Source organism: Variovorax sp. OV700, assembly GCF_900099805.1.
Classification (GTDB): Bacteria; Pseudomonadota; Gammaproteobacteria; order Burkholderiales; family Burkholderiaceae_C; genus Variovorax.
The window spans coordinates 296,564-318,844 of sequence record NZ_FNDR01000004.1 but is presented as its reverse complement, the minus strand read 5'-3'; the positions used below and the strand labels follow the sequence as shown (position 1 = coordinate 318,844).

The following is a 22,281-nucleotide window of genomic DNA, read 5'->3' as shown; positions in this document are numbered from 1 at the left end:
CCACCCAGACAAAGGGGCCTTCGGGCCCCTTTGTTATTTTTGCAGCGCCTTGGCCCGCGCCACGCCGTAGCGCTGCAGTGTCTTTTCGCGCGCCTCAGCGTGGTCCACCACCGGCTTCGGATAGTTCTCGCCGAGCTTGATGCCTGCTGCTTCCAGTTCCACCGGCGAGGCCGTCCAGGGCGCGTGGATGGCCGCGTTCGACAGCCCTGCAAGCTGCGGCAGGTAGCGCCGGATGAACTTGCCTTCGGGGTCGAAGCGCTCGCTCTGCGTCACCGGGTTGAAGATGCGAAAGTAGGGCTGCGCGTCGCAGCCGCTGGAGCTGGCCCACTGCCAGCCGCCGTTGTTCGACGCCAGCTCGAAGTCGTTCAGGTGCAGAGCAAAGTAGCGCTCGCCGCGCCGCCAGTCCAGCCCCAGGTCCTTGCAGAGGAAGCTCGCTACCACCATGCGCAGCCGGTTGTGCATGTATCCGCTCTGGTTGATCTGCAGCATGGCGGCGTCCACCAGCGGGTAGCCGGTGCGGCTCTGGCACCAGGCTTCGAACAGCTGGTCGGCATGCTTGCCGTGGTGCCACTGGATCTTGTCGTACTCGGGCCGGAAGCTCTTCGATTCGCCGCCCGAATGCACGTGCGGGAAGTGCGCAAGGATCTGGAAATAGAACTCCCGCCAGACCAGCTCGCTGAGCCAGGTCGCCGCGCCCGCGTCGCCCTGGAGCGCGAGCTGGTGCGCCACCCCCGCCAGCTGCCGGATCGATACCGTGCCGAAGCGCAGATGCACGCCCAGGTAGCTCGGCCCCCGCACCGCCGGAAAGTTGCGCGCCGCGTCGTAGCGGTCAATGCGCTGGAAGAAGTCTTCGAACAGCGCCGCCGCGCCGCTGGTGCCGGTCGGAATCTCGAGCTCGGAAAGATTGCTCTTCCGGAAACCGATCCCCTCCAGCGACGGCACCGGCGCGCGGTAGGCCTCGGGCGGCGGCGCCAGCGCCTCGGCGTGGGCGCGAACCGGGTAGGACTTCAGGAAGAAAGAATCCACCTTGGCCAACCAGGCCCGCTTGTAGGGCGTGAACACCGTGTAGGGCTGGCCCGTTTTGGTCAGCAGCTCGTCACGGTCGAAAACGGCGGAATCCTTGTAGGTGTGAAAGGCCACCCCGGCATTGGCCAGGGCGCCTAGCACCTGGGCATCGCGCGCCAGCGCGTCGGGCTCGTCGTCGCGGTTGGCAAAAACGGCCTGCACGTCCAGTTCGTGCGCCAGGGCCGGAACTTCGTCGGCCGCGGCGGCGTGGCGCACGATCAGCCCGCCGCTGAGCGCCTGCAGCTCGGCGTCGAGCTCCACCAGCGATTCGCGGATGAATTCCACCCGCCGGTCGACCCGGGGGAGGGGGTCCAGAATCGCCCGGTCGAACACGAAAACGCACACCACCTGCCGGCAGGCCCGGAGGGCCTGGTAGAGCGCTGCGTTGTCGTCCACGCGAAGGTCGCGGCGAAACCACATGAGCCCTTTGGGATAGGTCTTGTCGACGGCCAGTAAAATCGGCGGCATATGGCTGCCGATTCTGCCCCGATGAACCTCACGCATCATTTCCTGATTGCGATGCCGGGGATGGAAGATAAAACTTTCAACCGCAGCGTCGTCTACCTCTGCGAGCACAGCGAGCGCGGCGCGCTGGGCCTGGTCATCAACAAGCCCAGCGACATCAACCTCAAGGAGCTGTTCGAGAAGATCGAGCTGCGCCTGGCGCGGCCCGAACTCGGCGACTCGCCCGTCTTCCAGGGCGGACCGGTGCAGACCGAACGCGGCTTCGTCCTGCACGAGCCGGTGTTCTCCCATGCCGAAAAGCCCGAGGAATCGGTCTATGCCTCGACCATGACCATTCCCGGCGGGCTCGAAATGACCACCTCCAAGGACGTGCTGGAGGCGCTGGCCACCGGCGCGGGGCCGCGCAAGGTGCTGGTTTCGCTGGGCTACTCGGCCTGGGGCGAGGGCCAGCTTGAGTCCGAACTGGCTGAAAACAGCTGGCTCACCGTGAGCGCCGACCCGGCCGTGATCTTCGACACCCCGGTCGAGCAGCGCTACGACAGGGCGCTGCTGTTGCTGGGCCTGGAAGCGTGGACGCTGTCGCCGGAAGCGGGACACGCGTGATGGCCGCTGCCATGCCCGACGCGCCCCAACCCTCCGCTTCTTCTTCCGTTCCCGTTCCTGTTGCCGTTCCGGCGCACTTCCAGAGCTTCCTGGCCTTCGACTTCGGGCTGAAGCGCACTGGCGTTGCCAGCGGCAACCGGCTGCTGGGCACCGCCACCCCCCAAGCCACCATCAAGGCCGAGGGCGATGCCCGCTTCGCGCTGGTCGAAGCCCGCATCAAGGAATGGCAGCCCGACGCGCTGGTGGTCGGCGTGCCCTATCACCCCGACGGCGCCCCGCACGAGAACACCCGCCGCGCACTGAAGTTCGCGCGCCAGCTGCGCGGGCGCTTCAACCTGCAGGTGTTCGAGGTCGACGAGCGCTACAGCACCACCGAGGCGCTGGCCTCGGGTGCCCGAGATGCCGATGCCGCCTCCGCCTGCATCATCTTGGAACAATTTTTGAGGAGCCTCCCTTGAGTTCAATACCCGATGCCGAAGCGCTCTACAAGGAGCTGCTCAAAGGCGTGCAAGCGCTGATGCGCCCCCAAACCAGACTGGTCGGCATCACCTCCGGTGGCGCCTGGCTGGTCGAGCGCCTGCAAAAAGACCTGAGCCTGCCCGGTGCGCCCGGCGTCATCTCGTCGGCCATGCACCGCGACGACTTCGCGCGCCGCGGCCTCTCGGCCAGCGCGCAGACCTCGCTGCCCTTCGACGTGAACGGATGCGACGTGCTGCTGCTCGACGACGTGCTCTACACCGGCCGCACCATCCGCGCGGTGCTCAACGAGCTGTTCGACTTCGGCCGCCCGGCCTGTGTGCGGCTTGCCGTGCTGGTCGACCGCGGCGGGCGCGAACTGCCCGTGGCGGCCGATTTTGCGGCCGAAAAACTCACACTGCCCGACACGCAGCTGCTCGCGCTGGCCCGCGCCAACGACGGCGCCTTCAGCCTCAAGGTGGAGGAAAGCAAGTAATGCTCTACAAGCGAAACCCGCAACTCAACAAGAACGGCGAACTGATTCATCTGCTGTCGATCGAGGGCCTGCCCAAGGACATCGTCACGCACATTCTCGACACCGCCGCCAACTTCACCAGCGTGAGCGACCGCGAGGTCAAGAAGGTGCCGCTACTGCGCGGCAAGAGCGTGTTCAACCTGTTCTTCGAAAACAGCACCCGCACGCGCACCACCTTCGAGATCGCGGCCAAGCGCCTGTCGGCCGACGTCATCAACCTGGACATCGCGCGCTCCTCGGCCACCAAGGGCGAGTCGCTGCTCGACACCATCGCCAACCTGAGCGCGATGGCGGCCGACCTCTTTGTGGTGCGCCACAGCGAGTCGGGCGCGCCCTACCTCATCGCGCAGCATGTGGCGCCCCACGTGCACGTGGTGAATGCCGGCGACGGCCGCCATGCGCACCCGACCCAGGGGCTGCTCGACATGTACACGATCCGCCATTACAAGAAAGACTTCTCGAACCTCACGGTCGCGATCGTCGGCGACGTGCTGCACTCGCGCGTGGCGCGCTCCGACATTCATGCCCTCACCACGCTGGGCTGCGCCGAGGTGCGCGTGGTCGGCCCGAAGACTCTCGTGCCCGGCGACATGGCCGGCATGGGCGTGCGTGTGTGCCACACGCTCGAAGAAGGCATCAAGGACTGCGACGTCATCATCATGCTGCGCCTGCAGAACGAACGCATGAGCGGCGCGCTGCTGCCCTCGTCGCAAGAGTTCTTCAAGACCTATGGCCTCACGCCCGAGAAGCTGCAGCTGGCCAAGCCCGATGCGATCGTGATGCACCCGGGGCCCATCAACCGCGGCGTGGAGATCGACTCTGCTGTGGTCGACGGAAAGCAGAGCGTGATCCTCCCGCAGGTCACTTTCGGAATCGCGGTCCGAATGGCTGTGATGAGCATCGTCGCAGGTAACGAAGCATGAACACACTGATCATCAACGGCCGCGTGGTCGACCCCGCATCAGGCACCGACAAGAAAACCGACATCGCCATCGCCGACGGCAAGATCGCCGGCATTGGCAACACGCCGGCCGGCTTCAAGGCCGACCGCACCATCGACGCCGCGGGCTACGTCGTCGCGCCCGGCCTCGTCGATCTGGCGGCGCGCCTGCGCGAGCCCGGCTACGAACACGAAGGCATGCTCGAAAGCGAAATGGCCGCGGCCATTGCGGGCGGCGTGACCAGCCTGGTGTGCCCGCCCGACACCGATCCCGTGCTCGACGAGCCCGGCCTGGTCGAGATGCTCAAGTTCCGCGCCGAGAAGCTGCAATGCGCGCGCCTCTTTCCGCTCGGCGCGCTCACGCGCAGTCTTGCCGGCGGCGTGCTCACCGAGATGGCCGAGCTCACCGAGGCCGGCTGCATCGGCTTCAGCCAGGCCGACGTGCCGCTTGCCGACACCCAGGTGCTGCAGCGCGCGCTGCTCTACGCAAGTACCTTCGGCTACACCGTGTGGCTGCGCCCCCAAGACCGCGATCTTGGCAAGGGTGTCGCGGCCAGCGGCCCGCTGGCCACGCGCCTCGGCCTCTCGGGTGTGCCGGTGTCGGCGGAAACCATCGCCATCTTCACCATCGTCGAGCTTATGAAGAGCACCGGCGCGCGCGTGCACCTGTGCCGCATCTCCAGCGCCGCGGGCGTAGCGCTGGTGCGCGCGGCCAAGGCCCAGGGCCTGCCGCTCACCTGCGACGTCAGCATCAACTCGCTGCATCTTGCCGACACCGACATCGGCTTTTTCGACAGCCGCGCGCGCCTCAATCCGCCACTGCGCCAGCAGGGCGACCGCGATGCGCTCTCGGCCGCGCTGGCCGACGGCACCATCGACGCGCTGGTGTCTGACCACACGCCCGTCGAAGCCGACGCCAAGACGCTGCCCTTTGCCGAAGCCGAACCCGGCGCCACGGGGCTCGAACTGCTCCTGCCGCTCGCGCTGCAATGGGGCGAGCGCAGCGGTGCCGGCATATCGCGCGCGCTGGAGGTCATCAGCTCCGCACCCGCGCGATTGCTCACGGGCGCCGACGCGGCCACCGGCATCGGCCGGCTCGCCGTGGGCGGCGTGGCCGACCTGTGCGTCTTCGATCCGACCATCGAGTGGCAGGTGCAACCCGAGGCGCTCAAGAGCCAGGGCAAGCACACGCCGTTCGCGGGCTACCCGCTGCAGGGGCGGGCGCGCCACACCCTCGTTGCGGGCCGCGTGGTCCACGGTTGATTGAAAAAAGGGACCGCATCTCGATGGTTCATTCACTGAAGGCTTGCTGGCGCCTGCTCCATGCGGTGGGACACGCGCTCGGCGGCTGGTGGACGATCCGCTTTGCCTTTCCGGGCCTCTCGCCGCAAGAGCGCAACCTGCGCGTGCAGCAATGGTCTCGGCGCCTGCTGGAGATCATGGGCGTCACGCTCAAGGTGCAGGGCACCCCACCGGGAGACGGGCCGGTGCTGCTCATCTGCAATCACCTCTCGTGGCTGGATATCACCGCCATTCATGCCGCGTGCCACGTGCGCTTTGTCTCCAAGTCGGGCGTGAAGCACTGGCCGCTGATCGGCACGCTCTCCACCGGCGCGGGGTCGCTCTACATCGAGCGCGAGCGCCGGCGCGACGCGATGCGCGTGGTTCACCACATGACCGAGGCGCTGCAGGGCGGCGACCGCATCGGCGTGTTCCCTGAAGGCACCACCAGCGACGGCAACGGGCTGCTGCCCTTTCACGCCAACCTGTTGCAGGCCGCCATTTCTTCCGGCGCACCCGTGCTCCCCGCCGCGCTGCGCTTTGCCGACGCGGCCACCAGGGAAACCAGCCAGGCGCCACGCTACATCGACGACGACAACTTGCTGACCTCGCTCTGGAACACGCTGCGCTCACCGCCGCTCCTGGCCATCGTGCGCTTCGGCGAGCCGCAGCAGTCGCTAGGCCGTGAGCGTCGCGCATGGGCCCGGTCTCTGCACGAAGACGTGCAGCAGCTGCGCCGCGAAACCCACTGACGCTGTCCACCGCGTGGGCGAGGACGCAAAAAAAGCGCCCCCGAGGGAGCGCTTAACGACGCAGTATTGCGCCGTGAGGAGGAACCGGGATTCGCCGTTCTTTAGTTCTTCAATTGACTTCAAAGAATGCCGAAGACCTTCAGGCCGATGATCACGACCAGCGGCACTCCGCAGAGCCAGAGGATGATGCTTTTCATGATCGGCGTCTCCGTTGAGTAGATAGGCCTCTACATTGACCAAGCGCGCGACCCCCGCGTGCGGGAGAAACCAGTCCGTGCGCGTGGGCGGGTGCCTACAGCTCCAGCTTTGGATTCCCGCTGGTACGCATGGCCTGGAACGCCAGCGCGAGCGTATCGAGCAGTAGTAAAAAGTAAGTAAACGACGACAAGAGAACCTACCGGTAAGCCCTTAGCGTGCCAGCAACACTACTCGCCAAGGGGCTGTGCAACCGCATCGGATTTCGGCGCCCATAATCCGCCTGCGGCACGCCAGAGCCGCGTCAAACCCAAGGCTCCGGGTCTACAGGAAGCGAGCCAGCCATCTTGCATTTCTGGCATTTTCGGGACGACACCATGAGCGTGATGCACATGTTTCTACCGGCATCCGAACCTGCGCGCAGTGAGGCTCTGGCGCAGTTTCTGAGAACACACCACATACCGCGCCGCCTCGTGAGAGGCCTCGGGCGCAAAGACCTGGGCGAGCAGACCGGACCAGCCGCACTGGTCGGCCCACCGCAACGCCAGCAACAGGCGTCGCAGGACTCGAAGACGCTGGCTGCGCCGGAAAGCTGACAGGCTTTTCGCGCTTCGGCGCAGGCAAGGCTTTCGCGGCGAAGGGTTCGCGGTCCAGCGGCATCGAATGCGGGCTGGCATAAGAACTTTCCTTCTTTTCCCACGGAATCAGCTGTTCGATCGGCTGCGGATGCGCAGCCCATCCAACAGCAACAACCAGCGCGGCTGTCGCCCACTGGAACACGACGAACAGTCGATGCACCACGCTGCCCAAGTGCCTTGAGATTGTCATCGCGGCTTCGCCTTCACAGGCCCTTGCAGCCTCGCCAGAAGTCGTAGATGGCTGCGGCGATGACCAGAAGCACCGCGTTGAGAATGATCCATTCGAGTACGTCCATGGGGGCCGCCTTTCGATTGAGTGCATTGATAGGCTAAGGCGGAAAAGGTGCGGGCGCGAGGGGCATTTGTCATGTCGCAGCCTGGCTTTTTGACAGGTGCTTGGGTGCAGGTGCAGCACCCGTGCTCTCGCAACACGTAAAGAAGTACCTGCCAGTGGGAATCCAGCAGTCTGGAAGGGCCGCCACCGGCGGTGTTGCGCGCTGGCTCGGGACGAGTGGTCCGATCAGTCGTTCGTTAGCTTTGAGCGACCGGAGCGAACGCTCTATCGGCCGCGGCATGGCGCGCCGTTGCATGTCGTCGAGTTACGCCATGAACGCGGCTTTGGCGGGGTGCCTATCCATGACGCCTTCGGCCGTTGAACCACGCTGCGCCATCGATTGAAGTATGAAAACAAAGGTTAACAAATATCCTTCTGAGCGAGCCCTTTCGAATCTAAGCTCGCACGCCACTACGACCAAAAGCGAGCCGTGACGTCTGCGATAGATGTGGGCGTGATCGACTTTCAATGACTCAGGGCATCATCCAAAAACCCGGCGTTGCTCGCGCGGCACTCGCACGCATCGCACTTTCAAAGTGCCAGAAGGGGAAGAACATCATGCTTTTCATTGGCCATTGGCGCATTGCTTCTGGCAATCGCAACGCTGTCATCGAGCGCTTCGCGAAAACAGGTGGACAGCCTCCAGACGGTATTAAGCTGCTCGGGCGCTGGCACGACGTGGCTAACGGCACGGGCATCAGCATCAGCGAGGCAGACGACGCTTCTGCGATGGCACGCTGGGTTCTCGAGTGGTCCGATCTGATGGACATGGAAGTACATCCGGCCTTGAACGACGAGCAACTGGGCGCCGTGCTAGCCGGACTTCAACCAAAGTAGCCTGTTATCTGGTTTTTGGGCCTTTCGAGATACCAACAAAAATACCCGTATTTCTCTGCGATGACATCGCTGCGTTATGACATGACGTGGGGCAAAGAAAAACCCGCTACGCCTCGAAGCGTGCGGGTTTCTGATGTGGGGTGAGACGCCGTGAACCGGGTCCTTGGTGCCTTCGACAGGAATCGAACCTGTATCTGAGTCTTAGGAGGACCCCGTTCTATCCATTGAACTACGAAGACGGAGGGCGGCCCGGACTTTACCAGTTCGGGGCGGCTCCGGCGCGTCGGCTACCTGAGTCGCCGCGTGGCCTGCTGCTGCTTAGCGCAGGCCGATGCGCGAGGCGTGCCAGCGCAGCACGTCGGCGCGCAGCGGGTCTGATGCCTCGATGCGGTTGGCGCGCACTTGCAGGGCGCGCATCTGCTCGACTTCTTCGATGACCTTGCCGGGGCTCAGCAAGGCCTGAACGAGCACGCTGGCCTCTTCAGCAAATGCCTTGAGCGCGCCAGCCAAGCCACTGAATGCGCTCGCGCCGGACGTTCGGTCAAGGGTAGGCATAAAGGAACTCCTGGGTTTGGTGGATGGGTTGAATTGCCCTTCATTTTAGGGTTTACCCGAATTCCCCTCGGCATGGCGAAAAAAGGTTGCGCAATGCGTGCCGCTTCGCGTGGCGCCGCTCAGGTGTGGAGGCCGCATCGGATGCCTTGGCACACTTGCTCGCGTATCACGCGGCGCGGGCTAACCCCAAGACAAAATCTCGCAAAAGTTGACCATGGTCAAGCAAGCGAAGTTCTACCAGCGCGCACCATCTGCCCTGTTCGCATCTCGGCTCAGATTCACCAAAAAAAGAGCGCACCTTACACAGGAGACAACATGATGAAGAACTTCTTTTCGCGCACTCGCGCTTGTCGGGCCAAAGTCTTCACCGCGGCCATGCTGGCACTCGCGGTGGCCACGCCAGCCTTCGCATGGGAGCCCACCAAGCCGGTGGAGTTCGTGATCCCCGCGGGCACCGGCGGAGGCGCCGATCAGATGGGCCGGCTGCTGCAGGGCATCGTCATCAAGTACAAGCTCATGAAGGAGCCGTTGATCGTCGTCAACAAGTCGGGCGGCGCGGGCGCCGAGGGCTTCCTGGCGATCAAGGAGGCCAAGGGCGATCCGCACAAGATCGTCATCTCGCTGTCCAACCTGTTCACCACGCCCATGGCCACTGGTGTGCCATTCAACTGGAAGGACATGACGCCGGTCGCGATGATGGCGCTCGACCAGTTCGTGCTGTGGACCAATGCCGAGCAGCCATACAAGAACGCCGCGGAGTACATCGCGGCGGCCAAGGCGGCGGGCCCGAGCAAGTTCAAGATGGCGGGCACCGGCTCCAAGCAGGAAGACCAGATCATCACGGTGGCGCTCGAGAAGGCCACGGGCACCAAGTTCATCTACGTGCCGTTCAAGGGCGGTGGCGAAGTGGCGGTGCAGCTGGTGGGCGGCCACGTGCAGTCCACGGTCAACAACCCGATCGAAGCCGTCGCCCAGTGGCGCGCAGGCAAGCTGCGCGCGCTGTGCGTGTTCGACGACGAGCGCATGCCGTTCAAGGCCAAGGTGACCGACACGCAGTCGTGGAACGACATTCCCACCTGCAAGGAAGCCGGCGTTCCGACCAAGTACACCATGCTGCGCGGCATCTTCATGCCGCCCGGCGTGACGCCCGAACAGCGCGCGTTCTATGTCGATCTGCTGACCAAGATCGCCGCCACGCCGGACTGGAAGGAATACATGGAGAAGGGTGCCTTCAACCCGACCTTCATGACGGGCGACGCGTTCACCAAGTGGCTCACCGAAGCGGAAGCCACGCACCGCACGTTGATGAGCGAAGCCGGCTTCCTGGCCAGCAACAAGTAGCAGTAGCGGCAATCGAGCGCCCTGCAGCGTTTCCTGCCTGAAGAGACTGCCGCCGGCCGGGCGGCGGGGGGGCGCTGCACCCTCGTTTTTTCCCGGCACATACATACGAACGATGGGAACTCCATGGAACACGACGAGATTTCCGATGGCGCGCCGCGCAGGGGCGTAGCGACCAACCTGGTCGAGGCGGTGGTTGCGCTGGTCCTGGTGGTGATTGGCCTGGTGGTGATCTACGAGAGCCAGAGGCTGGGCTCGGGCTGGACCAGCGACGGCCCCGGCGCGGGGTACTTCCCGTTCTACATCGGGGTGATCATCACCATCTCGGGGGCCGGCATCCTGTATCAGGCGCTGCTCGGCAAGAACAAGAAGACCGAGGTCTTCGTCGACACGGTGCAGCTCAAGCGCGTGCTCTCTGTGCTGGTGCCGGCCACGGTCTATGTGCTGGCCATTTCGGCGCTCGGTCTGTACGTGGCCTCGGCGATCTACATCGCGCTGTTCATGGTGTTCCTGGGCAAATACTCGTGGGTGAAGAGCGTCATTGCGGCGCTGGCGGTCAGCACGGTGTTCTTCTTCATGTTCGAGGTGTGGTTCAAGGTGCCGCTGTTCAAGGGCGCACTCGATCCCCTCCGTTTTCTCGGCTACTGAATCTCACGGAGCAAATGCGAAATGGATGAAATCAGTGCCCTGATGCAGGGCTTCTCGGTGATCCTCACACCCATGAACATCGGCCTGATGTTCGTCGGCATCATCCTGGGGGTGCTGATCGGCGTGCTCCCCGGACTGGGTGGCGCCAACGGGGTGGCGATTCTGCTGCCGCTCACGTTCACGATGTCGCCCACCTCGGCGATCATCATGCTGTCGTGCATCTACTGGGGCGCGTTGTTCGGTGGAGCCATCACCTCCATCCTGTTCAACATTCCCGGCGAGCCATGGTCGGTGGCCACCACCTTCGACGGCTACCCGATGGCGCAGCAGGGCAACGCCGGCGCCGCGCTGACCACGGCCTTCACATCGTCCTTCGTCGGTGCGCTGCTGGCGGTGATCATGATCACCTTCCTCGCGCCGCTGGTGGCCAAGTTCGCGCTCAAGTTCGGCTCGCCCGAGTTCTTTGCGGTGTACCTGCTCACCTTCTGCAGCTTCGTGGGCATGGGCAAGGGGTCGCCGTTCAAGATCCTGGCGTCCATGGCGCTAGGCTTTGCGCTGGCCAGCGTGGGCATGGACACAGTCACGGGCCAGCTGCGGCTCACGTTCGGCCAGTCGGAGCTGATGCGCGGCTTCGATTTCCTGATCGCGGTCATCGGCCTGTTCGGCATCGGCGAAATCCTGCTGTCGATGGAAGAGGGCCTCAAGTTCTCGGGCAAGACCGCGAAGATCGATCCCAAGGTGGTGCTGCAAACGTGGAAGCAACTGCCGCAATACTGGGTGACGTCGCTCCGCAGCTCGCTCATCGGCATCTGGATGGGCATCACGCCGGGCGGCGCCACGCCGGCTTCGTTCATGGCCTACGGCCTGGCCAAGAAGATGTCGAAGCGCGGTTCCAAATTCGGCACCGGCCAGATGGAAGGCGTCGTGGCGCCCGAGACCGCGGCGCACGCGGCCGGCACCAGCGCGCTGCTGCCAATGCTGGCGCTCGGCATCCCGGGTTCGCCCACTGCCGCGGTGCTGCTGGGTGGCCTCTTGATCTGGGGCTTGCAGCCCGGACCGCTGCTGTTCGTCGAGCAGAAGGACTTTGTCTGGGGCCTGATTGCCAGCATGTACCTGGGCAACATCGTCGGCCTCATCGTGGTGCTGAGCACGGTGCCGCTGTTCGCCTCGATCCTGCGCATTCCGTTCTCGATCATTGCGCCGGTGATCATCGTGATCTGCGCCATCGGTGCCTACACCGTGCACAACGCGATGCTCGACATCTGGTTCATGCTCGGTTTCGGTGTGGTGGGGTATCTGTTCAAGAAGCTCGACTTTCCGCTGGCGCCGCTGGTGCTGGCGCTGGTGCTCGGCGACAAGGCGGAAGACTCGTTCCGCCAGGCCATGCTGGTCTCCCAAGGCGACGTGATGATCATGTTCTCGAACCCGCTGGTCGGCGGTATCACCACCCTGGCGCTCGTGCTGCTGTTCTGGCCGCTGATCTCCAAGGCGCTGGCTTTCATCAAGCCGAAGAAGCCGGATGAGTTTGCCGTCGAGCGGCCTGTGGACTGAACGGAACGGAACACACCATGCCAGTGATTGCACTCACCCAGGAGATGGGTTCCCTTGCCAAGGACGTGTCGCAGCGCCTCGCCGAGCAGCTCGGCCTCGAGATCATGCGCCACGAGACGATCGAGCGCGTGGCCGACCGCATGCAGGTGCCGACCAGCTTCATCGGTCGCCTGCGCGACGGCAAGGCCGGCTTCGTCGAGCGGCTTACCGCCGACAAGCGCAGCCTTGCGCTCTACACGGCAGAGGAACTCTTCGCACTGGCGGACCGCGGCAACGTGGTGCTTCGCGGCTGGGGCGCAACCTGCCTGTTGCGCCCGGTGCCGCACGTGGTGTGCGTGCGCATCACGCGCTCGATGAAAAAGCGAGTCGAATGGCTGATGGCGCACCTGGAGACCGACGACGCCGAGTTTGCCGAAGCCGAGATCCGGCGCAGCGACGACGCGCATGCGGCGCGCATGCATGCGCAGTTCGGCGTGACATGGGGCGACCCGGTGCTCTACGACCTGGTGCTCAACACGGACCGCCTCTCGGTGGACAGTTGCGTGGCGCAGATCCGCGCGCTGGTCGAGCGCCCGGAGTTTGCCGAGACACCGGCCTCGCGCGCGCTCTTGGCCAACATGGCACTCGCTGCGCGGGTGAAGTCGGCACTGAAGGACAACGAGCAGACCGGCGACATCCGCGTGACCGTGGAGGCCGATCAGGGCAAGGTAAAGCTGAGCGGCATCGTGCTCAATGCACAGGAGCGTGCGCTCACGGAGGATGTAGCTTCCAAGGTCGGCGGCGTAAGCGGCGTTGACAACGCGCTGCGCCTGATGACCGTTCCGCGCCGCTTCGCTTCAGCGAAGCAGACCTGAGTACCGCGCCCGCCTAGATCTTTCCGCGTTTGCGCAGGCGGCTCAGGGTTTCCGCGGAGAGATTGAGGTACGAGGCCAATTCCTTGCTCGGAATGCGGTCTTCGAGCTCCGGGTGCTTGCGCATGAACCGGTGCACGCGGCCGGGCGCGTCGAGCAAATGAAGCGTGATGGTGTGCGCCATGATTTCGCTCATGCCGCGCATCACGCAGTATTCGAACAGCTCCTTGGTCTCGGGGTGCCGGTCCAGGAACGCGATCCACTCCTTCAGCGGCAGGCTGGCCACGCGCGCCTTGGTGACGCAAACGATGCCGTAGGGCGTGGGCGTGCCCAGCCGCAGCGCCGCGTAGCTGGTTTCCATGTCGTGCGCGTCGGCAAAGCGCAGGATCATTTCCTTGCCCTCGGGGTTGCTCACCACCCGCTTGAGGATGCCGTCGAGGATGAAGTACTGCTCCATCTCGCGCACGCCCTGGTGCAGCAGAAAGTCGCCCTTGTTGCCGTCCACGATGACGAGATGGGTTTCCAGCTCGGCGCGCTCACTCTCGTTCAGGTCCTTGAGAAGGATGTTCTGCCGGAGCTGCGCGCGAATGATGTTTTTCTCCGGGTGGTTTTCCAACAACGTCATGGGTCCCGTCTTGCTCGAATTCGCAACAACAACATCTGGTTCATCTGGCCGGTGCCGTTTTCCGGAAAGTTGACCGAGGTCAACGCCCGAAAGCATGCCCCCGAATCATAGTCCCGGCTCGGGCCTCGGCCATTCACCCAAGCAAGAAGGAGAGACATGTCTTCAGTAAGAACGGACAAAGAGGCATCCACGACCCTGGACGACGCCCTCAAGCCCAAGAACCGGGCAGCAGACGGCGACGCAGTCGTGGTCGCCCTCAAACACCCCACGGAGGAAGCAACGGCGGCGCACGACGCGACGATCGACGGCTTTCACCTGGTCATCGATGCGCTGAAGCTGAACGACATCGACACCATCTTCGGCCTGCCGGGGATCCCGATCACCGACCTCACGCGCATGGCACAGGCCGAAGGCCTGCGGGTCATCTCGTTCCGCCACGAGCAGCATGCGGGCAACGCGGCTGCGGCCGCCGGCTTCCTGACGCAGAAGCCCGGCATCTGCCTGACCGTGTCGGCGCCCGGCTTCCTGAACGGCCTCACCGCGCTGGCCAACGCCACCACCAACTGCTTCCCGATGATTCTCATCAGCGGATCGAGCGAGCGCGAAATCGTCGACCTGCAGCAGGGCGACTACGAAGAAATGGACCAGCTCGCCATTGCCAAGCCGCTGTGCAAGGCCGCCTTCCGCGTGCTGCATGCCGAAGACATTGGCGTGGGCATTGCACGCGCCATCCGTTCGGCGCTGTCGGGCCGCCCGGGCGGCGTGTACCTCGACCTGCCGGCCAAGCTGTTCGCCCAGACCATGAACGCCGAAGCCGGCCGCCGCTCGCTCATCAAGGTGATCGACCCGGCACCGCGCCAGATTCCGGCGCCCGATGCCGTGAATCGCGCACTCGACCTCCTCAAGGGTGCGAAGAAGCCGCTCATCCTGCTGGGCAAAGGCGCCGCCTACGCGCAGGCCGACGCCGACATCCGCGCATTCATTGAGAAGACCGGCATTCCCTACCTGCCGATGTCGATGGCCAAGGGCCTCTTGCCCGACACGCATGTGCAATCGGCCGCGGCCGCGCGCTCCTACGTGCTGCAGGAAGCCGACGTGGTCATGCTGGTCGGCGCGCGCCTCAACTGGCTGCTGTCGCACGGCAAGGGCAAGACCTGGGGCCAGGAGAAGGGCGCCAAGCAGTTCATCCAGATCGACATTGCACCAACCGAGATCGACAGCAACGTGGCCATTGCGGCGCCGGTGATCGGCGACATCGGCTCCTGCGTGGCGGCACTGCTCGCTGGCGTCGACGCCAAGTGGGCCAAGCCGCCGGCCGAATGGACCGGTGCCATTGCCGAGCGCAAGGACAAGAACCTGTCGAAGATGGCCGTGACGCTGGCCGCGCGGCCCTCGCCAATGAACTTCCACAGCGCGCTGAGCGTGATCCGCGACCAGGTGAAGGCCCGGCCCGACGCCATCGTGGTGAACGAAGGCGCCAACACGCTCGACTTCGCGCGCAGCATCGTCGACATGTACGAGCCGCGCAAGCGCCTCGACGTGGGCACCTGGGGAATCATGGGCATCGGCATGGGCTTTGCCGTGGCGGCCGCGGTGGTCACCGACAAGCCGGTGATCGCCATCGAGGGCGACAGCGCCTTCGGCTTCAGCGGCATGGAGGTGGAAACCATCTGCCGCTACAACCTGCCGATCTGCATCGTCGTGTTCAACAACAACGGCGTCTACCGCGGCACCGACGTCAACCCGAGCGGCACGCCCGACGTGGCGCCCACCGTGTTCGTGAAGAACGCGCGCTACGACAAGCTGATGGAAGCGTTCGGTGGCGTGGGCGTCAACGCCACCACCGCGGATGAATTGCAGAAGGCGCTGGCCGAAGCCGTCGCCTCGCGCCGTCCGACCCTGATCAATGCCGTCATCGACGAGACGGCCGGAACGGAAAGCGGCCGGATCACCAGCCTCAATCCGAGCACGGCAAAGAAAAAGCAGCAGCAGTAATCCAAGGCAACCCAGGAGTTAATTTCCATGAGCAACAAACCCCTCAACGGCATCAAGATCATCGACTTCACGCACGTGCAAGCCGGTCCGGCCTGTACCCAGATGCTGGCCTGGTTCGGCGCCGACGTGATCAAGGTCGAGCGCCCGGGCGCCGGCGACGTCACCCGCAGCCAGCTGCGCGACATCCCCAACGTCGACGCGCTGTACTTCACCATGCTGAACAGCAACAAGCGCTCGATCACGCTGGACACGAAGAAGCCCGAAGGCAAGGCCGTGCTGGAGAAGATGATCAAGGAATCGGATGTGCTGGTCGAGAACTTCGGCCCCGGCGCGCTGGACCGCATGGGCTTTACCTGGGAACGCATCCAGGAGCTGAACCCGAAGATGATCGTCGCCTCGGTCAAGGGCTTCAGCGACGGCCACCACTATGAAGACCTGAAGGTGTACGAGAACGTGGCGCAGTGCGCCGGCGGCGCCGCCTCCACCACCGGCTGGTGGAAGGGCGAAAACTCGGCCCCGACGATCTCGGCCGCGGCGCTGGGCGACTCGAACACAGGCATGCACCTGGCCATCGGCATCCTGACGGCCATCATCGGCCGCCAGCAAACGGGCAAGGGCCAGAAGGTGGCCTGCTCGATGCAGGATGCCGTGCTCAACCTGTGCCGCGTGAAGATGCGCGACCAGCAGCGCCTGGACAGCGTGGGCTACCTGGAGGAATACCCGCAATACCCGCACGAGATGGACGCATTCAAGGACAAGGTGGTGCCGCGCGGCGGCAATGCCGGCGGCGGCGGCCAGCCGGGCTGGATCCTGAAGTGCAAGGGCTGGCAGACCGACCCCAACGCCTACATCTACTTCACGGTGCAGGGCCACGCCTGGGACCCGATCTGCGATGCGCTCGGCAAGCCCGAGTGGAAGACCGATCCGGACTACATGACCCCCAAGGCCCGCCAGCCGCACATCGACCAGATCTTCGCCACCATCGAAGACTTCATCAAGGACAAGACCAAGTTCGAGGCGGTGGACATCTTCCGCAAGCACGACATTCCTTGCGCCCCGGTGCTGTCGATGAAAGAGCTGCTGCACGACGAGTCGCTGCGCAAGAGCGGCTCCATCGTCGAAGTGCCGCACAAGGAGCGCGGCAGCTACTGGACCATCGGCAGCCCGATCAAGTTCTCGGACCTCAAGCCCGAGGTCACCGCCTCGCCGCTGCTGGGCGAGCACACTGAACAGGTGCTGGCCGAACTGGGCTACACCCAGGCACAGATCGACAACCTGAAAGAATCGAAGGCCGTCTAGCGGACTCACCCCAGCTCGTCCGCTTGACGACAGGCGGACGAGCTGGGAAATGACATGAAGCGCCAGAGGTAAACATGCAAGCGAACGTTGATTTCAAGCAGATCGTCGAAGGCGCCGGCGACGCGATCATGGTGTGCAATGCGGAAGGAGCAATCACGCTCTGGAACCGCGCGGCCGAGCGCATCTTCGGTTTTACCGAAGCGGAGGCCCTGGGCCAGTCGCTCGACATGATCATTCCCCAGCGGCAGCGCCAGCGGCACTGGGACGGTTACAACAAGACCATGGACACCGGCATCACCAAGTACGGTGCCGATCTGCTGCGCGTGCCGGCGCTGCACAAGGACGGGCACACGCTGTCGATCGCCTTCACGGTGTCGATGCTGTTCTCGGAAAATCGTGAAGTCACGGGCATCGTTGCCTTCGTGCGAGACGAAACAGCCCGCTTTGCGGAGGAGCGTAAATTGCGCGCTCGTCTGCAAGAAGCAGAGACCACGATCAAAGGAGACAGCTGATGAGCAAGGCACTTGAGGGCGTTCGCATTCTCGACTTCACCCATGTCCAGTCCGGTCCCACGTGCACGCAATTGCTGGCGTGGTTCGGCGCGGACGTGATCAAGGTGGAGCGCGCCGGCGAAGGCGACGCAACGCGCGGCCAGCTGCGCGACATTCCCGGTGTGGACAGCCTCTACTTCACGATGCTGAACCACAACAAGCGCTCGATCACGCTCGACACCAAGAAGCCCAAGGGCAAGAAAGTGCTCGACACGCTGATCAAGACCTGCGACGTGCTGGTGGAGAACTTCGCGCCCGGCGCGCTCGACCGCATGGGCATTACCTGGGCCCACATCCAGGAGCTCAACCCGCGCATGATCGTCGCGTCGGTCAAGGGCTTCGGCCCCGGCAAGTACGAGCATTGCAAGGTGTACGAGAACGTGGCCCAGTGCGCGGGCGGCGCGGCCTCGACCACCGGCTTCGAAGACGGCCCGCCGGTCGTCACGGGCGCGCAGATCGGCGACAGCGGCACCGGCCTGCACCTGGCGCTGGGCATCGTGGCCGCGCTCTACCAGCGCAACAACACGGGCCGCGGCCAGCAGGTGCTCGCGCCCATGCAGGACGCGGTGCTCAACCTCTGCCGCGTGAAGATGCGCGACCAGCAGCGGCTGGAGCGCACCGGCACCATGCACGAATACCCGCAGTACCCGGACGGCAAGTTCGGCGACGCGGTGCCGCGCGCGGGCAACGCCTCGGGCGGTGGCCAGCCGGGCTCGATTCTCAAGTGCAAGGGCTGGGAGACCGACCCCAACGCCTACATCTACTTCATCACGCAAGGGGCGGTGTGGCCGGCCGTGTGCAAGGTCATCGGCGAAGAAGGCTGGATCACCGACGAGGCCTACGCCACGCCGGCGGCGCGCCTGCTGCACCTGAAGCCGATCTTCGCGCGCATCGAGCAATGGACCATGACCAAGGACAAGTTCGAGGCCATGGACATCCTCAACCAGTACGACATTCCGTGCGGGCCGATTCTTTCGATGAAGGAAATCGCCGCCGACCCGTCGCTGCGCGAGACCGGCACGATCGTCGAGGTGGACCACCCGACGCGGGGCAAGTACCTGACGGTGGGCAATCCGATCAAGATGTCCGACAGCCCGACCGAGGTCACGCGCTCGCCGCTGCTTGGCGAGCACACCGAAGAAGTGTTGATGCAACTGGGCTACACCGCGGGCGATGTGCAGGCGCTGCGTGCAGAGGGCGTGATCTGAGCCGCGGCGCGGCTTTTTCAAAAAAGCGCAATTAAGACGCGGGGCGACAGATGCGCCGGCGATGGAAATTCGTCGCCCCGTATGTATAACTTATCGCGAATGCATTCAATAAAATAGTTTAACTATTATTTATCGATCATCCAATCTACATTTTGATCATGCCGATCCACAAATCATTTGTCGCCCGGCGTTCAATTTCTAGGAGAAATTTCATGATCGATGAATTGCCAATTCAATACTGGAGCAGCGAAACCGAGCGCAACGCCTACAACGCCGCGTTCTACGAACTGGGTTTCCGCTGGCACTGGGACCGTGAAATCTATTGCCAGCTGCTGCGCCAGACGCAAGACGGCATCGAGCGGATCTGTCATTACCTGAATACCCACCAGCCGCATCTGCTGCGCGCCTACGACGCCAAATTCCTGGCCGAGGTGATCGAGCAGAAGAAGGAAGAGCATCAAAAGCGCGAGCTGGATACGGGTGCCATGAAAAAGCGCTATTTCAACTGGGCCGAAAGCCGCGGCGCAGAACTCGGGGCCTGAATTGCCATGAATATCCACGAATACCAAGGCAAGGACGTATTGCGCAAATACGGCGTGCCCACGCCGCGTGGATATGCGTGCTTTTCGCCGGACGAAGCGGCCGATGCGGCCACGCAGATCGGCGGCAGGGCCTGGGTGGTGAAGGCGCAGATCCATGCCGGCGGCCGAGGCAAGGGCGGCGGTGTCCGGCTCGCATGGTCGGCGGCCGAAGTGCGCCGCCACGCCGACGAACTGCTGGGCATGACGCTCAGAACGCATCAGACGGGCCCTGAAGGCCGGCTGGTGAAGCGTCTGCTGGTCGAGGAAAGCGTCGAGATTGAAAAGGAGTTCTACCTTGGCATGACGGTCGACCGCGATTCGCGGCGCGTGGCCTTGATGGCTTCGAGCGAAGGCGGCATGGACATCGAGGATGTCGCGGCGCGCACGCCGGAAAAGATCCGCAAGCTGTTCATAGACCCGGCCACGGGCGTGAAGTCGGCCGAGGCCGACGGCATTGCGCGCGACATCGGCTTTTCGGGCAAGTCGCTGCTGCAGGTGCGCACGCTGGTGCAGAACCTCTACCAGGCCTTCGACGCCTGCGACGCGTCGCTGGCCGAGATCAACCCATTGGCGCTGACCCGCGACGGGCGCGTCATCGCGCTGGACGCGAAGTTCAACTTCGATCCAAACGCGCTGTTCCGCCAGCCCGAGATTGCGGCGATGCGCGATCTCGACGAGGAAGACCCGGCGGAGATCGAGGCCTCGAAGTTCGATCTTTCGTACATCCCGCTCGACGGTGACATCGGCTGTCTGGTGAACGGCGCGGGCCTGGCGATGGCGACGATGGACGCGATCAAGCTCTATGGCGGATCGCCGGCCAACTTTCTCGACGTGGGCGGTGGTGCCACGGCCGAGAAGGTGACCGAAGCCTTCAAGCTGATGCTGCGCAACCCGAATCTGCGCGCCATCCTGGTCAACATCTTCGGCGGCATCATGAAGTGCGACGTGATCGCGCGCGGCATTGTTGCCGCGGCCCGTGAGGTCCAGTTGTCCGTGCCGCTCGTGGTGCGCATGAAGGGTACCAACGAGAGCTTGGGCAAGACCATCCTCGGGCAGTCGGGTCTTCCGATCATCTCGGCCAACGACATGGCGGATGCGGCCCAGACGGTCGTGGCTGCGGCTCGGCGAGGAGTTCGATGAAAACTCGCTCTTTGATATGTCGTGTCGCGCATTCAGGGCGCGCTCCCGCCCTGAACAAGAGCCCTCAACAAAGGTGCCTCGAACAAAAGATGGAGAGCTGACATGTCCATCCTCATCAACAAGCACACCCGCGTCATCACCCAGGGCATCACCGGCAAGACAGGCCAGTTCCACACCGCCATGTGCCGCGACTACGGCAACGGCCAGAGGTGCTTCGTCGCCGGCGTGAATCCGAAGAAGGCAGGCAAGTCCTTCGACGGCATTCCAGTGTTCGGCACAGTCAAGGAAGCCAAGGCTGAAACAGGCGCCACCGTCTCGGTCATCTACGTGCCGCCCCCTTTCGCTGCCGCAGCCATCGACGAAGCGGTGGATGCGGGGCTCGACCTGGTGGTGTGCATCACCGAAGGCATTCCGGTGCGCGACATGATCCGCACCCGCCATCGCTTGGAAGGCAGCAAGGCCCTGCTGCTCGGCCCCAATTGCCCCGGCCTCATCACGCCTGATGAAATCAAGATCGGGATCATGCCGGGCCACATCCACCAGAAGGGCCGCATCGGCGTGGTGTCGCGCTCGGGCACGTTGACCTACGAGGCCGCGAGCCAGCTTGCCAACTATGGCATCGGGCAATCGACCGTCGTCGGCATCGGCGGCGATCCGGTCGGCGGGCTGCGGCACATCGACGTGCTGAAGATGTTCAACGACGACCCGCGCACCGACGCCGTGATCATGGTCGGCGAAATCGGCGGCAACGACGAAGAGATCTGCGCACGCTGGATCAAGGACCACATGCACAAGCCCGTCGTTGGCTTCATTGCCGGTGCCAGCGCACCGCCAGGCAAGCGCATGGGCCACGCAGGCGCCATCGTCTCGGGCGGCAAGGGAACGGCAAAGGAAAAGTTGGCGGTGATGAGGGAGTGCGGCATTCACGTGACCGACAACCCGGCCGAGATGGGCAAGCTGCTCGCGTCGCTCGTCATCCCCGACTACCTGCCCTTCGACTGAGCCCTGAAAAAACACACTCCAACAGAACCAAGGAAGGCGCGACATGCAGCAACAGCAACAACAGCAGCAATGGGTCCGTTTCGAACACGGCGGCGAAACCGGATTCGGCACGCTCGTAGGCGATGCCGTGCACGAGCACCGCGGCAACATGTTCGAGCGCCCCGAGCCGACCGGCCGCGTGTTCGTACTGGCCGGTGTGCGGCTGCTCACGCCCACCGAGCCCACCAAGGTCATTGCGCTGTGGAACAACTTCCATGCGCTCGGCGAGAAGCTGAAGCTGCCGGTGCCCGCGGAGCCGCTGTACCTGCTGAAGGCGCCCAATTCATACCTCGCCCCCGGCGCGGACATTCGCAAGCCCTTGTGCGACGGCAAAGTGGTGTTCGAGGGCGAGCTCGGCATCGTCATTGGCAAGACATGCACCGCCGTGCCCGAGGTGGATGCTCTGGCCCATGTGTTCGGCTACACCTGCGCCAACGACGTGACCGTGGCGGACATACTGAACCGCGACGCGTCGTTCACCCAGTGGGTGCGGGCCAAGGGCTTCGACACCTTCTGCCCCATGGGCCCGGTGGTGGCCACCGGCCTCGACCCCGCAACATTGACCGTGACCACGCTGCTCAACGGCGAGGTGCGGCAGAACTATCCGATCAGCGACATGCGCTTTTCGGTCCAGCAACTCGTGAGCCTGATCTCCCTCGACATGACGCTGAACCCCGGCGACGTGATCCTGTGCGGCACTTCCATCGGCGTCGGTTCGATGAAGCCCGGCAGCCTTGTCGAAGTCGAGATCGGCGGCATCGGCAGGCTCGGCAACCGCTTCGGCTGAGCTCGCCCGC

General features: G+C 64.1%; 23 protein-coding genes and 1 tRNA gene. 20 read left to right on the top strand and 4 right to left on the bottom strand.

What is annotated here, in order from left to right; genetic code table 11:
- Positions 1–33 precede the first annotated feature (33 nt).
- Entirely contained in the window at positions 34–1,533 is a 1,500-nt protein-coding gene (locus BLR24_RS11365; protein WP_093016839.1) for a cryptochrome/photolyase family protein, read from the bottom strand.
- On the opposite strand from BLR24_RS11365, the gene BLR24_RS11360 reads away from it, so the two are divergent.
- From BLR24_RS11360 to BLR24_RS11325, 8 genes are all read left to right on the top strand, one after another.
- Positions 1,534–2,133 (top strand): YqgE/AlgH family protein, encoded by a 600-nt coding sequence (locus BLR24_RS11360; RefSeq protein ID WP_093016837.1) that lies wholly within the window; start codon positions 1,534–1,536, stop codon positions 2,131–2,133.
- An 11-nt stretch (positions 2,134–2,144) separates the two neighbouring features.
- Positions 2,145–2,591, top strand: coding sequence for a Holliday junction resolvase RuvX (gene ruvX / locus BLR24_RS11355; protein WP_254787259.1), 447 nt, complete (start codon positions 2,145–2,147; stop codon positions 2,589–2,591).
- A complete protein-coding gene (gene pyrR / locus BLR24_RS11350) occupies positions 2,588–3,085 on the top strand; it encodes a bifunctional pyr operon transcriptional regulator/uracil phosphoribosyltransferase PyrR (RefSeq protein ID WP_093016833.1) in 498 nt (165 codons plus the stop codon). The genes ruvX and pyrR overlap by 4 nt, the downstream gene beginning before the upstream one ends.
- A complete protein-coding gene (locus tag BLR24_RS11345) occupies positions 3,085–4,047 on the top strand; it encodes an aspartate carbamoyltransferase catalytic subunit (RefSeq protein WP_093016831.1) in 963 nt (320 codons plus the stop codon). The genes pyrR and BLR24_RS11345 overlap by 1 nt, the downstream gene beginning before the upstream one ends.
- Positions 4,044–5,327, top strand: a complete 1,284-nt coding sequence (locus BLR24_RS11340; RefSeq protein ID WP_093016828.1) for a dihydroorotase — start codon at positions 4,044–4,046, stop codon at positions 5,325–5,327. Before BLR24_RS11345 ends, BLR24_RS11340 begins: the two co-directional genes overlap by 4 nt.
- 23 nt (positions 5,328–5,350) lie before the next feature.
- Positions 5,351–6,097, top strand: a complete 747-nt coding sequence (locus tag BLR24_RS11335; protein WP_093016826.1) for a lysophospholipid acyltransferase family protein — start codon at positions 5,351–5,353, stop codon at positions 6,095–6,097.
- 572 nt (positions 6,098–6,669) lie between these two features.
- Complete coding sequence (locus tag BLR24_RS11330) at positions 6,670–6,888, top strand: hypothetical protein (RefSeq protein WP_093016824.1); 219 nt, start codon at positions 6,670–6,672, stop codon at positions 6,886–6,888.
- A gap of 844 nt (positions 6,889–7,732) precedes the next feature.
- On the top strand, positions 7,733–8,101 hold the full coding sequence (locus BLR24_RS11325) for a DUF3303 domain-containing protein (RefSeq protein WP_254787244.1): 369 nt from the start codon (positions 7,733–7,735) through the stop codon (positions 8,099–8,101).
- Positions 8,102–8,265: 164 nt separating this feature from the next.
- Here BLR24_RS11325 and BLR24_RS11320 read toward each other — a convergent pair.
- A tRNA-Arg gene (locus tag BLR24_RS11320) sits at positions 8,266–8,340 on the bottom strand.
- A gap of 79 nt (positions 8,341–8,419) precedes the next feature.
- On the bottom strand, positions 8,420–8,656 hold the full coding sequence (locus BLR24_RS11315; protein ID WP_093016822.1) for a hypothetical protein: 237 nt from the start codon (positions 8,654–8,656) through the stop codon (positions 8,420–8,422).
- A 315-nt stretch (positions 8,657–8,971) separates the two neighbouring features.
- Here BLR24_RS11315 and BLR24_RS11310 point away from each other — a divergent pair, with 315 nt between their 5' ends.
- The 4 genes from BLR24_RS11310 to BLR24_RS11295 all read left to right on the top strand — a co-directional run bounded on the left by BLR24_RS11310 (position 8,972) and on the right by BLR24_RS11295 (position 13,047).
- On the top strand, positions 8,972–9,997 hold the full coding sequence (locus tag BLR24_RS11310; RefSeq protein WP_093016820.1) for a Bug family tripartite tricarboxylate transporter substrate binding protein: 1,026 nt from the start codon (positions 8,972–8,974) through the stop codon (positions 9,995–9,997).
- Between the two features lie 123 nt (positions 9,998–10,120).
- The gene (locus BLR24_RS11305) at positions 10,121–10,642 is read left to right on the top strand and encodes a tripartite tricarboxylate transporter TctB family protein (RefSeq protein ID WP_093016818.1); all 522 of its coding nucleotides are present in this window, start codon (positions 10,121–10,123) and stop codon (positions 10,640–10,642) included.
- Positions 10,643–10,663: 21 nt separating this feature from the next.
- Complete coding sequence (locus tag BLR24_RS11300; RefSeq protein WP_093016816.1) at positions 10,664–12,193, top strand: tripartite tricarboxylate transporter permease; 1,530 nt, start codon at positions 10,664–10,666, stop codon at positions 12,191–12,193.
- A gap of 17 nt (positions 12,194–12,210) precedes the next feature.
- Positions 12,211–13,047 carry a cytidylate kinase family protein gene (locus BLR24_RS11295; protein WP_093016814.1) on the top strand — a complete coding sequence of 279 codons (837 nt, stop codon included), beginning with the start codon at positions 12,211–12,213 and terminating at the stop codon, positions 13,045–13,047.
- Positions 13,048–13,060: 13 nt separating this feature from the next.
- On the opposite strand, the gene BLR24_RS11290 is transcribed toward BLR24_RS11295, so the two are convergent.
- Positions 13,061–13,669: a Crp/Fnr family transcriptional regulator gene (locus BLR24_RS11290; protein WP_093016812.1), complete on the bottom strand. Its 609-nt coding sequence runs from the start codon at positions 13,667–13,669 to the stop codon at positions 13,061–13,063.
- Positions 13,670–13,825: 156 nt separating this feature from the next.
- Between BLR24_RS11290 and oxc the strand changes: the two genes are divergently transcribed.
- From oxc to BLR24_RS11250, 8 genes are all read left to right on the top strand, one after another.
- Complete coding sequence (gene oxc / locus BLR24_RS11285) at positions 13,826–15,664, top strand: oxalyl-CoA decarboxylase (RefSeq protein ID WP_093016810.1); 1,839 nt, start codon at positions 13,826–13,828, stop codon at positions 15,662–15,664.
- A 27-nt stretch (positions 15,665–15,691) separates the two neighbouring features.
- Positions 15,692–16,963, top strand: a complete 1,272-nt coding sequence (gene frc, locus BLR24_RS11280) for a formyl-CoA transferase (protein WP_093016808.1) — start codon at positions 15,692–15,694, stop codon at positions 16,961–16,963.
- Between the two features lie 74 nt (positions 16,964–17,037).
- Complete coding sequence (locus BLR24_RS11275) at positions 17,038–17,475, top strand: PAS domain-containing protein (RefSeq protein ID WP_093016806.1); 438 nt, start codon at positions 17,038–17,040, stop codon at positions 17,473–17,475.
- Positions 17,475–18,722 (top strand): formyl-CoA transferase, encoded by a 1,248-nt coding sequence (gene frc / locus BLR24_RS11270; protein ID WP_093016804.1) that lies wholly within the window; start codon positions 17,475–17,477, stop codon positions 18,720–18,722. The genes BLR24_RS11275 and frc (BLR24_RS11270) overlap by 1 nt, the downstream gene beginning before the upstream one ends.
- A gap of 212 nt (positions 18,723–18,934) precedes the next feature.
- Positions 18,935–19,264: an HAD family hydrolase gene (locus BLR24_RS11265; RefSeq protein WP_093016802.1), complete on the top strand. Its 330-nt coding sequence runs from the start codon at positions 18,935–18,937 to the stop codon at positions 19,262–19,264.
- 6 nt (positions 19,265–19,270) lie between these two features.
- Positions 19,271–20,443, top strand: a complete 1,173-nt coding sequence (sucC, locus tag BLR24_RS11260; RefSeq protein ID WP_093016800.1) for an ADP-forming succinate--CoA ligase subunit beta — start codon at positions 19,271–19,273, stop codon at positions 20,441–20,443.
- 102 nt (positions 20,444–20,545) lie between these two features.
- Positions 20,546–21,445, top strand: coding sequence for a succinate--CoA ligase subunit alpha (gene sucD, locus BLR24_RS11255; protein ID WP_093016798.1), 900 nt, complete (start codon positions 20,546–20,548; stop codon positions 21,443–21,445).
- A 43-nt stretch (positions 21,446–21,488) separates the two neighbouring features.
- A complete protein-coding gene (locus tag BLR24_RS11250; protein ID WP_093016796.1) occupies positions 21,489–22,271 on the top strand; it encodes a fumarylacetoacetate hydrolase family protein in 783 nt (260 codons plus the stop codon).
- Positions 22,272–22,281: the final 10 nt, after the last annotated feature.

Bases quoted from the DNA above. Each gene is read 5' to 3' on its own strand.
- BLR24_RS11290 (WP_093016812.1), bottom strand. From the start codon at position 13,669: ATGACGTTGTTGGAAAACCACCCGGAGAAAAACATCATTCGCGCGCAG.
- BLR24_RS11345 (WP_093016831.1), top strand. From the start codon at position 3,085: ATGCTCTACAAGCGAAACCCGCAACTCAACAAGAACGGCGAACTGATT.
- BLR24_RS11305 (WP_093016818.1), top strand. From the start codon at position 10,121: ATGGAACACGACGAGATTTCCGATGGCGCGCCGCGCAGGGGCGTAGCG.
- BLR24_RS11295 (WP_093016814.1), top strand. From the start codon at position 12,211: ATGCCAGTGATTGCACTCACCCAGGAGATGGGTTCCCTTGCCAAGGAC.
- BLR24_RS11275 (WP_093016806.1), top strand. From the start codon at position 17,038: ATGCAAGCGAACGTTGATTTCAAGCAGATCGTCGAAGGCGCCGGCGAC.
- sucC (WP_093016800.1), top strand. From the start codon at position 19,271: ATGAATATCCACGAATACCAAGGCAAGGACGTATTGCGCAAATACGGC.
- sucD (WP_093016798.1), top strand. From the start codon at position 20,546: ATGTCCATCCTCATCAACAAGCACACCCGCGTCATCACCCAGGGCATC.
- BLR24_RS11250 (WP_093016796.1), top strand. From the start codon at position 21,489: ATGCAGCAACAGCAACAACAGCAGCAATGGGTCCGTTTCGAACACGGC.
- BLR24_RS11300 (WP_093016816.1), top strand. From the start codon at position 10,664: ATGGATGAAATCAGTGCCCTGATGCAGGGCTTCTCGGTGATCCTCACA.
- BLR24_RS11365 (WP_093016839.1), bottom strand. From the start codon at position 1,533: ATGCCGCCGATTTTACTGGCCGTCGACAAGACCTATCCCAAAGGGCTC.
- BLR24_RS11325 (WP_254787244.1), top strand. From the start codon at position 7,733: ATGACTCAGGGCATCATCCAAAAACCCGGCGTTGCTCGCGCGGCACTC.
- frc (WP_093016808.1), top strand. From the start codon at position 15,692: ATGAGCAACAAACCCCTCAACGGCATCAAGATCATCGACTTCACGCAC.
- BLR24_RS11265 (WP_093016802.1), top strand. From the start codon at position 18,935: ATGATCGATGAATTGCCAATTCAATACTGGAGCAGCGAAACCGAGCGC.
- BLR24_RS11315 (WP_093016822.1), bottom strand. From the start codon at position 8,656: ATGCCTACCCTTGACCGAACGTCCGGCGCGAGCGCATTCAGTGGCTTG.
- BLR24_RS11360 (WP_093016837.1), top strand. From the start codon at position 1,534: ATGGCTGCCGATTCTGCCCCGATGAACCTCACGCATCATTTCCTGATT.
- BLR24_RS11330 (WP_093016824.1), top strand. From the start codon at position 6,670: ATGAGCGTGATGCACATGTTTCTACCGGCATCCGAACCTGCGCGCAGT.
- ruvX (WP_254787259.1), top strand. From the start codon at position 2,145: ATGCCCGACGCGCCCCAACCCTCCGCTTCTTCTTCCGTTCCCGTTCCT.
- frc (WP_093016804.1), top strand. From the start codon at position 17,475: ATGAGCAAGGCACTTGAGGGCGTTCGCATTCTCGACTTCACCCATGTC.
- oxc (WP_093016810.1), top strand. From the start codon at position 13,826: ATGTCTTCAGTAAGAACGGACAAAGAGGCATCCACGACCCTGGACGAC.
- BLR24_RS11335 (WP_093016826.1), top strand. From the start codon at position 5,351: ATGGTTCATTCACTGAAGGCTTGCTGGCGCCTGCTCCATGCGGTGGGA.
- BLR24_RS11340 (WP_093016828.1), top strand. From the start codon at position 4,044: ATGAACACACTGATCATCAACGGCCGCGTGGTCGACCCCGCATCAGGC.
- BLR24_RS11310 (WP_093016820.1), top strand. From the start codon at position 8,972: ATGATGAAGAACTTCTTTTCGCGCACTCGCGCTTGTCGGGCCAAAGTC.